Here is a 13,208-nt window from a genome sequence, read left to right as displayed (position 1 = left end):
CTTTTGTCGTCACGTGAGGTCGGCCGAGAGCACGAAGTCCGGCCAGTCCGCGAGGTCGGCCCGGACGAAGGCCGCCTCGGCGACGTGACGCGGCGTCTCCGGAATCAACACTCTGGTCCCGTCGACGTCCAGTTGGGCGGCGTCGGCGCGTATCGCGTCGAACAGGGACGCTGCGGCGTCGGCGTCGACCCACGTCCCGAGGGCGTACTCCGCGAGCGTCTCGTCGGCGGTGGGGTCGACGGTCTCTCGCACCCGGGCGGCCATCCCGCACGTCCCGTCGTCCTTGACGGCGAAGACGGCCTGTTCGTCGGCTAGCGTGTACAGTCGCTCCCGTGTCAACTCCGAGAGCGCCCACGGCTGGCCCGGGTCGAGTGCGAGGCCGGAGAGCGCGCCTCGTCCCTCGCTCCCGGTCCAGTAACTCCACGCCGCCGCGGGGTCGTTCTCGACGGCCGGCCCGTCGGCGTCGGGCCTCACGTCGCGTGGCTCGGGGTGCGCCCAGCGGAACGCGGTGTCCGGGTCGAACCCGGTGGCGACGGACTGCCCGAGGCCGGCGTCGTTCCACGAGAACACCATGTTTCGGCCCACGGTCGCGCCCTGCCCGCGGGCCCACTCGAAGAGGTGTCCGACCATCGCTTTCCCGAGGCCCTCGCCGCGGTGGTCGGGGTCGACGCGGATGCCCTGAAACCACGCCTCGTGGTCGGTGAGCATGACTGCCTGACAGAGGCCCGCGGCCGCGCCGTCGACCTCGGCGACGACGGTATGTTGGGTCGGCCCGTCGGTGTCGACCCACTGCCGGAACACTTCGGGGATGTAGTCGACGGTGTCGGGCCGGTCGGCCCATACCTCCTCGGCGAAGGCGACGACGTCGTCGTAGTCGTCGGCCCGTGCTTGACGGACGGTCGGTGACATGTCTCGTCCGTCGGACGGCGGGGGGAAAAAGCTACGAGTCAGGTGGTCAGTTCGACGCTTTCGACGGCCGTCTCGCCGCTGTCGTCGGTGACGCGAACCGTGACCGTCAGCGTCCCACAGTAGTTCAGCGGGACGGTGATGGACTCGCCGGACTGTTCGAACTCGCCGTCCTCGTCGCCGTCCCACTCGATGGTGGTGACGTCGCCGTCGGGGTCGCTGGCGTCGGCGGTCAGCGTGACGTTCGTCCCCGCGTCTAAGTCGCGGTCCCCGGCGTTTGCCGGGTCCGTCTCGATGGAGACGAACGGCTTCGTCCGGGGGTCGTCCTGCAGGATGAACCGACTGTCTGCTGGCGTGGCGTTCGCTGTCGACTCCAGCGCGTACACCCGCCCGTCGTCGCTGTAGACGTCCCAGGTAGTCGTGCGGACGTACAGTGCCCCTTCGGCCGGCGCGGCCGACAACCGACTGCTGTGGGCGAGGCCGGGGAGCGCGTAGGTCCAGCGGATCTCACCGGAGGTGGCGTCCAGTGCGAAGACGCCATCACGAGGCGCGGAGCCGTACTGCTGGCCTTCGACGGTCACCTGTTCGGCCGGGAGGAACACGGTATCGTTGCTGACGGTCGGTGCGAACAGTTTCGCGTCGTTGTACGCTTGCCACTCCGTCTCGCCCGTCGTCGCGTTCAGAGCGAAGACGGTGCTGTTGTCACCGTCGTCGCTCCCGTGGAGCGTGCTGACGTACACTGTGTCGTGCTTGACTGCTGGCGGGGAGAGCCACTGGGTCTCCAGGTTTCGCTTCTCGTTGGTGACTGTCCGCTCCCACTCGATCGACCCGTCGTCGAGCGAGACGGCCGAGAGCGTCCGGTCGCCGACCGTGAGGTAGGCGGTCCCGTCGGCGGCGCTGACGGTCGATCGCTCGGGCACGACGTAGTAGTTGTCGAACGTATCGGTGCCGGTGAGCGTAGCGTTCCACCGTACGTCACCAGTCGAGGCGTTCACGCCTCGCAGGGTGGTTTCGTTCCCCGACGGCCCCCCTTCTCGACGAACCAGCGTTCCGTCGTCCACGGCCATGTCGAAGGCGTCCTGCTCGGCGGGCCGGGTCCACACCGTCTCGCCGGTCGAGGCGTTCAGCGCGGTGAGGTTCGCCCCGGTCTCTACGTACATCCGACCGTCGCTGACGACGAAGTTACCCGCATCGGAGCCGGTCCGGGTCCACGCTATCTCGCCGGTGGTAGCGTTCAGGGCGTAGACCCCGGCGGTCTGATTCGCCGGGTCGTCGTCCGTGTCGGCCCCGTCGCCCGAACTCGTCACGTAGACGTAGCCGTCGGCGACTGTGGGGGTTTCGGTGAATCCGGGGATGTCGCTCTGGTTCCACTCGACCTCGCCGCTCGCCGTATCGTAGGCGATGACACGGCCCTTGCTGACGTAGGTCGCACTGGATCCAGAGTCGTCGTAGCCGACGTACGCCGTCCCGTTGACGACGGCGGGCACCGACGGTCGGCCGATGTCTGACTCCGCGCCACCGTCCGGAAACTGCCGAGCGACGGTCGCATTCGGGCCCGTCGGCCCGTCGGCGTCGTTCGCGTTCGTGTTCTGTGCGTCGCCCTGACTGGCCGTCCAGTCGTCTGCCGACGCGTCCGTCGCGGTCGGCCCTGCGACGGCGACGGCGGGGACCAACGACCCACAGACGGCGACGACCACTGCGACTGTCAACAATTTGTTTCGTACCATCAGCTGCCGTTTCAAAGAGAATGAGGTTTACTATCTGAGAGATAACCCGTGATAATGTCGCGTTAGACGGCCATCCGAGTGCGCACGTCGGGGAGATTCGGGCGTACCGACGACGTATCGACAGGCCACCGCGTCGCCGGGGTCAGGTCGAGAGCCGGATCCACTCGCTGACGGTCTCGCCGCTGTCGTCGGTGACTCGGACCCTGACGACCAGCGTTCCACAGTAGTCCAGCGGCACGGTGATGTGCTCGCCCGACCGGTCGACGGTACCGGTGTTCCCGAGGTCCCACTCGATGGCCGCGACGGTGCCGTCGGGGTCGCTCGCGTTCGCGGTCAGCGTGACGTTCGTCCCCGCGTCTAAGTCCCGGTGCTCTGCGTCGGGCGGGGTCGTCGTGACAGTGAGGGTCGGTTCGTAGGTCACCGGCTGGCCCTCTCTGAACCGGTGTCGGGGGCCGACGGCCTCGTCGGTCGATTCGAGCGTGTACAGCGAACCGCTGTTGAAGAATATCTCCCGTTCGCGGACGGTGACGTACACCTTCCCGCTGGCGGGCGTGGTCGAGACGACGCTCCGGTCGATGAACTCCTGGCGGGCGAAGTTCCACCGCTCTCCACCGTCGGTCGCGTTGAGGGCGTAGACGCCGTCGGCCAATAGGTGACCCGCTTTCGCCGCCTGTTTCGCGCCGACGTAGACGGTCCCGTTCGCGACGGTCGGGGCGAACAGTTCCGCCTCGGCCCGTTCGAACCGCCACGCGGTCGCCCCCGTCTCGGCGTCGACGGCGTGGACGGTGCCGACCGCATCGTCGGTCGTGCTGACGTAGACGACGCCTGCTGCTACCGCCGGTGCGGACGCCGACTCGGCCGGGACGTCACCCGTCTCGGAGCGCAACGCCGTCGTCCACTCGACACTGCCACCGTCCACGGCGAGTGCGGAGACGTTGTTCTCACCGTCGGAGACGTAGACGGTGTCGTTGGCGACGGCGACGCCACCGGGATCGACGTACTCGTCGTCGGTGGACGTCGTCGTCGCCCAGCGCTGGTCGCCCGTCGCCGGGTCCAGTGCGGTGACCGTCGGGCCGTCGCTCCCCTCGGAGACGGCGACGAGCGTTCCGTTACCCCACGCCATCGCGTCGGCCGAGACGTCGCTCCGGGACCACACCGTCGCTCCCGTCGTCGCGTTCAGTGCGCGCAGGACCCTCGGTTGCTGGACGTAGACGCGACCGTCGGCCACCAGATGGCCGGTCACCCGGTCGAAGTCACTCCCGTTGCGCGCCCAGCGCACGTCGCCGGTGGTCGCGTTCAGCGAGAAGACGCCGCCGCGAGTGTCGCCGGTGACTTGCCCCATCCCGCTGTCGTACGGCCCGCGGCCCGAGACGTACACCCGTCCGTCGGTGACGGTCGGCGTCTGGCGAATCTTCGGGAACCGACTCCGGTTCCACAGGACGTCGCCGGTCGAGGCGTCGTAGGCGACGAGGTGGCCCTTGCTCTGGTAACTCACGTCGCCGCCGGTATCGTCGTAGCCGACGTACATCGTGCCGTCGACGACTGCCGGAGCAGTCGGCTCACCGAACTCCGTCCCCGTACCGGGGTAGTCTCGTTCGACTGTCGCGTTCGGGCCGGTCGGCGCGTTACCCGCGTTCACACCGGTCCGTCCGAGATCGCCGCGGTCGGTGGGCCAGTCGTCGCCCGTCTCCGCGAGTGTCGGTCCCGCGGCGGCGACGGTCGGCACGACCGACCCACAGATAGCGACGACGGCTGCGATTGTCAGGAGTTGGTTTCGTTCCATCTGTGGGAGAATTTATCGCAGTTCCCATTTACTATCCCTCTGTTAAACAGACATAACGTCGCGTTTTCGACACCGTACGCCGGGAGACGCAGTGGCCTCTCCGAGTACGGTGCCCACCCCGGCCTCGAACGCCCGGACTCCGTGGCCGCTTCGAACTGGCGGGCGCGCTATACCGTCGACAGCACGATACGGTCGGTTGCGACGTTGCCGTCGTCGTCGGTGACGCGAACCGTGACCGTCAGGGCCCCACAGTAATCAAGCGGAATCGTGACGGACTCGCCGGACTGCTCGAATTCGCCGTCCGCGTCGACGTCCCACTCGATGGCCGTGACGGTGCCGTCGGTGTCGCTGGCGTTCGCGGTCAGTGTGACGTTGTACCCGCCCGGCAGATTCTGGTCCTCGGCGTTCGGCGGGTCAGACGCCAGGGTGACAGAGGGGGCGGGGTCGTCGTCGATTCTGTCGACGAACCGGTTGTAGTCGGCGGGCGCCTCGTCCGAGGCGTTCAGGGCGTACAGCGCCCCGTCGTTGTAGAATATCTCTCGCTCGCCGAGCGTCACGTACACGTGGCCCTCCGCGGGCGTCACGGCCACCGTACTCCGGTCGATGGGTCGGTCGTCGGCGTACGTCCAGCGCCGCTCGCCGGTGCTGGCGTTCAGTGCGTACACGCCTTCGGAGGTGCGGTCCCCGGACGCCAGTTCCTGTTTCGCGGGGACGTAGACGGTCCCGTTGGCGACGGTCGGGGCAGCGAACGCCGCGCCCGCCGGGTCGAACTGCCACTCGGTCGCTCCCGTCTCGGCGTCGTGTGCGTACACCGCCGAGTGTCCGAGCGTCTCGCTCACGTAGACGGTGCCGTTCTGGACCGCCGGTGCAGTGAGGCCGCTTTGCTCGCCGCTCTGGCCGTAGTCTCGCCGCCACTCGACGGCGCCGTCTGCGAGCGAAAGCGCTCCGAGCGTGTCCTCGCCGTCGGAGACGTAGACGGTCCCGTCGTCGATAGCGAGGCCGCTGGGGTCGGCGGACTCCGCGGACGTGTCGAGGGTGGCGTTCCACTCGACCGTGCCGGTCGTCGCGTTCAGCGCGACGACAGAGACGTTCCGGGACGCCTCGGTCAATACGAGGGTCCCGTTCGACAGCGCGAGGTGGGTGGGTCGAACGTCGTCGGGACCGTCCCACACCGTCTCACCGGTCGTCGCGTTCAGCGCGACCGCGCGACCGGTGTTGACGTAGAGTCGGTCCTCGCCCAGCACCTGCCCCTGACCAGAGACGTTTCGCGACCACTCCATCTCGCCGGTCGTCGCATTCATGGCGAACGTCCCGCCCGGGCGACCGCCGACAGCACTCGCCTCCTCCGGGTGCTGTCGGTCGTAGATGGGGCCGGTTCCGGTGACGTAGACGCGGTCGTTGCCCACCGAGGGCGTCGACCGAACCTTCGGCAACGCGGTCCGGTTCCACACCATCTCGCCCGTCGTCGTGTCGTACGCCACGACGTCGCCTCTGCTGTGATAGCCCGGCGAACCGGTGTGGTCGTAGCCGACGTACATCGTCCCGTCGACGACGGCCGGCGTGGTCGGTTCGCCCGCGCCTCTCGTGCCGTTCTGGTGGACGACCCCCGCTCTGGAGTCGCCGGCCGGATACTCGTGGGCCAGCGTGACGTTCGTGCCGCTGGGGGCGTTCCCCGCGTTGGACCCCGTCGCGGCGGGCCCACCGCGTTCGCCGGGCCAGTCGTCCGCGTCGGTCGGGCCCGCCACGGCGACGGGCACCAGCGATACACAGACCGCGACCGTCAGGACGAGCGCGACGAGTTGCTGTCGAGACATGTCCGCACGCTCGGGTGTGTGCGAAATTACTAGTCGTGTGGTAACCGTCGCAAAACGCGGTTTTAAAACGTCAGTTCGACCCGGCCGGCGGTGTCGCGAGCGCTACAACCAAGGGGTCGACCGCTGCTGAATCTCGCCGGCCAGCGGTTCGCTCATCGCGTCGGCGGCGTCGTCGGCGTTTTCGAGCGCCCACATCAGTTTCACTTTCGCGGTGCCGGGGAGCATATCCTCGCCCTCGATTACGCCGGCCGCTAACAGGTCTCGGCCGGTGTCGTAGACGCGGTCACACACCCGGCCTTCGAGGCACTGGCTGGTCATCACGACGGGGATGTCGAGGTCGTCGAGCACCGAAATCCACTCGGTGTTGACGTGGCCCAGTCCGGTGCCTTCCAGTACGAGACCCTCGGCCCCCTCGGCGGCGGTTTCGAGCAGTTCGGTGTCCATCCCGGGCGTGAACTTCAGGAGTTCGACGTCTGTTGCGAGGGCGTCGTGGAGCGCGAGGTCCGCCTCGCCCCGTTCGGTGTACTCGCGGCGGAAGGTCACCGCGTTGTCGCCGTCGGTGTCGTAGTCGACGTCGCCGAGCGGTTTCGCGCCGACCGTCTCGAAGGCGTCCCGGCGGGAGGTGTGGTTCTTTCGGACGCGGGTGCCGCGGTGGAGCGCACAGCGGTCGTCGGACTCGTCGGCGTGCATACAGACCAGCACCTCCGCGCAGTCGCTCTTGGCGGCCTCGACGGCGCAGACGGCGTTCATCACGTTGTCCGAGGACGGGCGGTCCGCGGAGCGCTGACTACCCGTGAAGACGACCGGCACGGGCGTATCGAGCATGAAGGCCAGCGCAGAGGCCGTAAACTGCATCGTGTCGGTGCCGTGCATGACGACGACGCCGTCGGCGCCGGCCTCGATCTCCGCTTTCACGGCGCGTGCGAGGTCCTGCCACACGTCGGTCGTCATGTTCTCCGAGAGGATGTTGGCGACGACGCGGCCCCGGTAGTTGGCCATCCCCGCGAGGTCCGGCACCGCCCGGAGGACGTCCTCGGCGTCGAACTGCGCGGTGACCGCGCCGGTGCGGTAGTCGACGGTCGAGGCGATGGTGCCGCCGGTAGAGATGAGCGACACCGTCGGGAGTTCCTCGTCGAACTCGATCTCGGAGTGACTGTCCTCGTCCTGTGCGCTCTCGACGTCGTAGACGTCGGATTCGAGGACCTCGACCGACGCCTCGTCCCGGTCGATGCCCACGTTGTACCCGCCGTCGAGTTTGACCACGACGTGGTCGGGCGTACTGGAGGGCAGCAAGACGCCCTCGTAGCTCTGGTCCGCGCTGTCGACGCGAACACGGTCGCCTGCGTTCATGCGCGTGGGTTCCTGCCGGCGTGACTTGAACCCATTTGTTTCGGCGCTCGCTCCGGGCGGTGGGGGCGCCTGTTCCAGTCGCCCCCGCCGCACCTCCACAAAGGCCATAGGTCCAGCGAGCCGAACGAAACGTATGTCCGAGCGAACGGCAGAGCGGACCCGCGAGGCCGACGCGGAGGCCGATACAGCCGAAGAGAGCCCCGGTATCGGCCGTCTCGACGGGTTCTCGACGACCACCGAGACCGAGTCCGAGTCAGCAGGCGGGAGTTACTTCTCGCTCCGGGCGCTCCTGTTCGCGCTCGTCGCCGTCGGCGGCGGCGCCGTCGCCGGGAGTCTGGTCCCCCTGCTTCCGTTCACCGCGCTACTCGGGATTCCGGCCGGCGCGTTCGTCTACGGGCTGGTGGCGAGCGAGCGACGCTACGCGGAGACGGCGCTGGCCGGTGGGGTCACCGCTGGCCTCCTCTCGGTCACGTCCTTTCTCTCGCAGTTCGTCGTCCGTGGCATCGCCGGCGGTCAACTCGGGATGGGGCGCCTGTTCGCCGTCGCCGCCGCCGTGGGGCTCGTCCTCGCACTCCTCGGTCACTACTTCGGCCGGGACCTGCGCGACGGCCTGACGCGGGACCTATCGTAACTGCCACCCGTCGCGGGTCTGCTCGACGACGCCTTCATCGGCCAGTCGTTCGAGCGCCTCGTCGACCATCTCGGGCGGTGCCTCGATAGTCCGTGCTAACTTCCGGACCGACGCCGGCCCGTGGGACAGCGCACTGACGAGTTCCGCGTACAGGCGGCCGTCGCCGTCATCTACGCGCTGGTCGAACTGGTCGCGGACGTCGGTGACGCGACCCTGTACCCACCGCTGGGCCAGCGAGAGTTCGTTCTCCAGCTGTTCGAGGTGTTCGAGTTCGTGGGCGAGGTCACGCAACTCGCCGTCGCCCTCCTCGTCGACGTCGATAGAGAGGTGCCGACAGGTGGAGATGTCGAGTCCGGGATTGGCCGGGTAGGCGCTCTTGGTCCCGAACTCGTAGGGGGAGACGCGGACCTCCAGACGGAGGTTCCGGGCGATAGAGAAGTACTTCCGGCGCTGATCGTCGGTGCGAGATTCGACGAGGCCGGCGTCCTCCAGTTTCTGGAGGTGATCGATGACGGCCTTCGGGCTGACGCCGATGTACTCGCTTATCTCGGTCACGTAGCAGGGTTTGTGTGCGAGCAAGCGGAGGATACGTCGCCGATTGGCGTTCCCCAGCAAGTCGAGCAACTCGGCGGAGTCCATTCACCCGAGGGTAGCGGGTCGCAGTAGAAAAGGGTGACTCCTGCGGCCGTCAGTTAGCGCGGCCACCGGCGGCCGACCCGTCCCCACTCCCGCCGTCGCCACCGTCGCCAGCACTGCCAGCGCCGCCGTCACCAGCACTGCCAGCACCGCCGTCGCCACCAGCACCGCCGTCGCCACCAGCACCGCCATCACCAGCACTGCCAGCGCCGCCGTCGCCGCCATCACCAGCACCGCCATCACCAGCACTGCCAGCACCGCCATCACCAGCACTGCCAGCACCGCCGTCGCCGCCAGCACCAGCACCGCCATCACCAGCGCCGCCAGCACCGCCGCCCGCGTTTCCCGCGCCGTCGCTGCCGGCCGTCTCGTTCGCGGAACTGTTCGTCGCGTTCGAGTTACGAGGGTCCGTGTCATCACCGGCCGCTGGACCGGGCTCGTCGGCCGGTACGGCGCCGCCGTCTCCGGGTTGACCGTCAGCGCCTCGGTCACGGCCTCTCGCCGACGTGTTTCCCTCGTCGGTACTCGCCTCGGATTGGCCGGGAGCGTCGACCGGTGGGCCGCCGCCGTTCCCACGCACGATAGCGGCGACGTCCGGTCCTGATAGCCGACTGGCGTTCTCTTTGAGCCGTTCGATTCTGCTATCCTCGACGCCGGCCACTGCTGCGGCCTCGTCCGTGTCGTTCACTGCCGTTTCGAGTGCGTCCATGCGGGCGGCGAGACGGCTCTGCTGGGCGACGTAGGCCTGCCGGGGGATGGTTCCGTTTTCGTACCGTTCGCGGAGGCTCTCGTTTCGCTCGCGAAGCCGTTCGAGGCGCTGTTCGAGAGCGCCCGTTCGACTGGTCACCATCTGCGCCCGTTTATTCTCGTTCGCACGCTCGAACCCGGCCTGCCACATACCGTTCTCGACCGTGTCGTCGGTCGCGGCCGAACTGGACTGCAGGAACGCGGTCAGTTGCGCCCCGAGACCCGGTCCGCCGTCGGTGTCGTTGGCCGCGGTACCGTTCGTCGCGGTGTCGGTGGTCGCAGTCTCGTTGGTCGCGGTGTCGGTGGTCGTCTCCTGTGCCGCGGCCGCCGGTAAGCCCAGCATTGCAGCGGCGACGAGACACAGCACGAGTCCCACAACGTACCGTCGAGTCATCTCTACTCGCTCATTGCCGACCCACCCTAAAAAGCGGCCCCTTCGTTCGCTCCGTTCAGCGCCGAGTGAAACGAGTGCAGACGGTCCAAGAGCGTTTAGGAGCGTCTCTCGTCCAGCCTCGGCATGATCTTCCATGCCACTCCGACCGAGAGGACTGACAGCGCCACCGTCGCGACGACGAGCGTGAGGCCCGGATCGTACCGGAGCGGCGGGTAGTAGCCAAAGCCGTAGTCGACGACGTCGTTGCCGAGTGCAACGACCAGCGCCGTCAGCAGCGCACCGCGAGTCGTTCGGGCGTAGTGAGGGACTAACAGCCCCTCCGCGATGAACCCGACGTGGGTCACGATGATACCGAAGTACGCCCACGGCTCCGGGAAGTACGCACTAAAGCCGAGGTTCAGGGCGACGAACGTCCACACACCCATCTTCAGGAGCCACACGAGCGCGATAGTGTGGAGGTACGCCAGCGGCAGGTTCGCCGGCACGTCGTCGAGCGAGCGCCCGAGAAACGGGAGCAGCGTCACGAGCGACAGCGTCAGCAGGAACAGGGCGGTCGGCGAATCGGCGTACAGCGGCCAGAGGAACGTCGAGACGCCGGGCATCGTATCGACGTAGTACCGGACGCCGACGAGGATTCCTACGACGTTGACGACGACCAGCCACACGAGACTCGGCGTGTTCTCCAGATAGTACCGCGCGTAGCGACGCGGCAACGGCCCCCGCTCGTTGTCCATGGGGGCCTCTCGGCCCCGCCCCGCAGAAACCCTATCGGTCCCGGCGCGCGAGAGCTACGGCCTGAAAGCCCGACGGCAAAAGGGTATCGGCGAAAGCTTATGTGTGTGACTACCACACGTACGACCGTACCGATGTTCGAACAGTTCTCCCGCGGCTACTACCTCGGTCGCCTCTACGTCGAACCACGTCAGGACGGGGCGGCCGCGATGTGTCGGGACCAACACGAGCGAGTCAACCAGCAACTGTACGCCTCTGGCGAGGGAGTCGAACGCACAGACCTCCCGCTCGTAATGAAACTCGGCCCCCGACACTTCCCGGTCCACGGCGACGACCGGGTCCCGGCCGACACCCTCGCCGTCCCGGACGAGGTGCTCGAATCTGCGAACGTGCGGAACCCGCCCAGCCTTCGTGAGGTGTTCCTCGCGAAGGCGGACCACGCGGCCCAACTGCTGTCGGTGACCGACACGACGTCGGCGCTGCCCGATAGCGCCGTCTGAGGGCAACCACTTTTAAGCCCGTCCCAGTCCGCAGTCCAGTCGATGCTGGACCGGTTGCTGGGGCGTGCCTCGCTCAAAGAGCGCGTCGCTGACCTCGAAGCGGAGAAACGCCACCTCGAACGGCAACTCGACGCCGAAGAAGAGCGCCGCGCCGAGGCGTCGACGGCCAGACAGCAGGCCGAAGCCGAGGTCAACCGGCTAGAGGACCGCGTTACCGAACTCGAGGACCGCGTCGAGCGACTGCAGGCCGACGACGGCGAGTACGCCTACCGCGCCGAGGACCGCCTCAACGGCCGACGAGTGGGCGAGATACTGGACCGACTCTCGTCGGTCGAGAGCGAGCCAGAGGGCGTCTTCACTGCCTACGTCGCCGACGAGAGTCACTTACCCGGCCCCGTCCGAGACGCCTTCGGTGACCGCGCGTCGCTGGTCACCCGCGCCGCCCCGTGTCTCGCGGTGACCGACGACGCCGGCCTGCTGTCGGCCTGTCTCTCGGTCCCGGTGCCGCCCGAACCGTTCGCGACGTGGAGCGCCGGCGTCGAACTGGAACGGTCGTGGTTCGAACCGACGGGTCAGTACACGGTCGCTCTCGTCCGCTCGGACCTGTTCGCGCTCGGCGAGTACGAGGACGGCGAGCGCACCGCGTTCCACGGCTTCGACGCCGACCTCAAGAGCCAGCACTCGAAGGGCGGATTCTCTCAGTCCCGGTTCGAACGGTTGCGCGACCAGCAGATAGCGAGCCACCTCGAACGCTGTCGGGCCGCCATCGAGGCGGTCGACCCCGACACCCTCTACGTCGTCGGCGAGGGGTCGGTCATCCACGAGTTCGAGGCCGACGCCGCTGTTACCCGGACCGTCGACGCGACGGGCGACCCGGAGGGCGCGCTGGCCGACGCCGTTCGGTCGCTGTGGACGGTCCGATTGCGCGTCCCCTGACGCAGTCGCTGTCACAGGCCGAAGATTCAAGCCGTCGGCCGCGGGCAGGGAGTGTATGGGAAAGCGTATTCTGGTCCCCGTCGACGGGTCCGACCAGGCGAAGGCCGCCTCCGAGTTCGTCGTCGACAACTACCCCGACGCCACGGTCGTCCTCTTACACGTCATCAACCCGGCCGAGGCCGGGTACAGCGCGCAGGCGTCTGTTCCCTCTTTCTCCGAGGAGTGGTACCAGCAGAAGAAGGCGGCCGCCGAGTCGCTGTTCGACGACCTCGAAGCGGCGGCCCACGACGCCGGCGTCGAAACGGTCGAGCGAGTGCTGGAGGTCGGTCGGCCGACCCAGACCATCGTCGACTACGCCGACGACCACGACATCGACCAGATCGTGATGGGGAGTCACGGGCGCTCCGGGGTCTCGCGAATCCTGCTCGGGAGCGTCGCCGAGACGGTGGTCCGCCGGGCGACGGTGCCCGTGACGGTCATCCGCTGACGGCCGAGGCTACCGATACGCCGCTGTTTCGCGGTTCACCTGCCGCGGTTACGCGTGACAAAGCGCCGGCCACATCGCCGACATTCGGGCGTGCGCAATCGCGGCTCACCTGCCGCGATTACGCGTGTCGCACGATGTGAATGTCGTATCGCGGGTCCTCGGAGACGGGGGCACCGACGCTGGAGACGGGCGTCGAGACGCGGCCGGCGTTCTCGCTGCCGACGAAGACGATAGACGCGTCGACGTCGTGGGCGACCGATCGAATCGTCCGGACCACGTCGGTGGTGATGGAGGCCATCGAACTGACGTCTTCCGGGACTTCCGCGCGGAACTCCGCCTCCGGCGCTATCTCGGCGACGCGCTCACGCAGGGTGTCGGCGATGTCGTCCGGATCGAAGGGGTCGTTCGGGTTGAGCCAGTTGCGCTCCAGAGCGTAGTCGGGTTCGTCGGGGATGACGACCAGCGCGAGGACGTCCTCACCGGTGTACTCGGAGAACTCCGTCGCGCGTTCGAGGGCGGCCTGTGAGAGCTCCGAACCGTCGAAGGGAACGAGCAGCACCATAGC

The 13,208-nt window shown here is 67.9% G+C and carries 13 protein-coding genes; 4 read left to right on the top strand and 9 right to left on the bottom strand.

The window, feature by feature from the left end:
• Positions 1–9: 9 nt before the first annotated feature.
• The 5 genes from NDI85_RS10860 to gatD form a co-directional block, all read right to left on the bottom strand.
• Positions 10–909, bottom strand: a complete 900-nt coding sequence (locus NDI85_RS10860) for a GNAT family N-acetyltransferase (protein ID WP_188996689.1) — start codon at positions 907–909, stop codon at positions 10–12.
• A gap of 38 nt (positions 910–947) precedes the next feature.
• The gene (locus NDI85_RS10855) at positions 948–2,633 is read right to left on the bottom strand and encodes a PQQ-binding-like beta-propeller repeat protein (protein WP_310915766.1); all 1,686 of its coding nucleotides are present in this window, start codon (positions 2,631–2,633) and stop codon (positions 948–950) included.
• Between the two features lie 142 nt (positions 2,634–2,775).
• Complete coding sequence (locus NDI85_RS10850; RefSeq protein WP_310915765.1) at positions 2,776–4,416, bottom strand: PQQ-binding-like beta-propeller repeat protein; 1,641 nt, start codon at positions 4,414–4,416, stop codon at positions 2,776–2,778.
• A 167-nt stretch (positions 4,417–4,583) separates the two neighbouring features.
• Positions 4,584–6,230, bottom strand: a complete 1,647-nt coding sequence (locus tag NDI85_RS10845) for a PQQ-binding-like beta-propeller repeat protein (RefSeq protein WP_310915764.1) — start codon at positions 6,228–6,230, stop codon at positions 4,584–4,586.
• Between the two features lie 102 nt (positions 6,231–6,332).
• The gene (gene gatD, locus NDI85_RS10840; RefSeq protein ID WP_188996697.1) at positions 6,333–7,580 is read right to left on the bottom strand and encodes a Glu-tRNA(Gln) amidotransferase subunit GatD; all 1,248 of its coding nucleotides are present in this window, start codon (positions 7,578–7,580) and stop codon (positions 6,333–6,335) included.
• A gap of 133 nt (positions 7,581–7,713) precedes the next feature.
• Between gatD and NDI85_RS10835 the strand changes: the two genes are divergently transcribed.
• Positions 7,714–8,211: a hypothetical protein gene (locus NDI85_RS10835; protein ID WP_310915763.1), complete on the top strand. Its 498-nt coding sequence runs from the start codon at positions 7,714–7,716 to the stop codon at positions 8,209–8,211.
• Here NDI85_RS10835 and NDI85_RS10830 read toward each other — a convergent pair.
• The 3 genes from NDI85_RS10830 to NDI85_RS10820 form a co-directional block, all read right to left on the bottom strand.
• Positions 8,203–8,850, bottom strand: a complete 648-nt coding sequence (locus NDI85_RS10830) for a metalloregulator ArsR/SmtB family transcription factor (RefSeq protein WP_188996701.1) — start codon at positions 8,848–8,850, stop codon at positions 8,203–8,205. The two genes, NDI85_RS10835 and NDI85_RS10830, sit on opposite strands and share 9 nt — an antisense overlap.
• A gap of 49 nt (positions 8,851–8,899) precedes the next feature.
• Positions 8,900–9,988, bottom strand: coding sequence for a hypothetical protein (locus NDI85_RS10825; RefSeq protein ID WP_310915762.1), 1,089 nt, complete (start codon positions 9,986–9,988; stop codon positions 8,900–8,902).
• Positions 9,989–10,083: 95 nt separating this feature from the next.
• The gene (locus NDI85_RS10820) at positions 10,084–10,722 is read right to left on the bottom strand and encodes a DUF1405 domain-containing protein (RefSeq protein WP_188996705.1); all 639 of its coding nucleotides are present in this window, start codon (positions 10,720–10,722) and stop codon (positions 10,084–10,086) included.
• 132 nt (positions 10,723–10,854) lie between these two features.
• Here NDI85_RS10820 and NDI85_RS10815 point away from each other — a divergent pair, with 132 nt between their 5' ends.
• Genes NDI85_RS10815 through NDI85_RS10805 form a run of 3 tightly spaced genes read left to right on the top strand, consistent with a single transcriptional unit; the run spans position 10,855 to position 12,643 of the window.
• Positions 10,855–11,220, top strand: coding sequence for a DUF5802 family protein (locus NDI85_RS10815; protein WP_310915761.1), 366 nt, complete (start codon positions 10,855–10,857; stop codon positions 11,218–11,220).
• 42 nt (positions 11,221–11,262) lie between these two features.
• Complete coding sequence (locus NDI85_RS10810; protein WP_310915760.1) at positions 11,263–12,156, top strand: Vms1/Ankzf1 family peptidyl-tRNA hydrolase; 894 nt, start codon at positions 11,263–11,265, stop codon at positions 12,154–12,156.
• A gap of 55 nt (positions 12,157–12,211) precedes the next feature.
• Positions 12,212–12,643: a universal stress protein gene (locus tag NDI85_RS10805; protein ID WP_166972089.1), complete on the top strand. Its 432-nt coding sequence runs from the start codon at positions 12,212–12,214 to the stop codon at positions 12,641–12,643.
• A gap of 118 nt (positions 12,644–12,761) precedes the next feature.
• On the opposite strand, the gene NDI85_RS10800 is transcribed toward NDI85_RS10805, so the two are convergent.
• A complete protein-coding gene (locus tag NDI85_RS10800) occupies positions 12,762–13,205 on the bottom strand; it encodes a universal stress protein (protein ID WP_166972087.1) in 444 nt (147 codons plus the stop codon).
• Positions 13,206–13,208: the final 3 nt, after the last annotated feature.

Origin of the sequence: Haloarcula sp. S1AR25-4 (genome assembly GCF_031624555.1) — an archaeon.
In the GTDB taxonomy this organism is placed as follows: domain Archaea; phylum Halobacteriota; class Halobacteria; order Halobacteriales; family Haloarculaceae; genus Haloarcula; species Haloarcula pellucida.
This window is presented reverse-complemented; position numbering and strand designations above follow the sequence as displayed.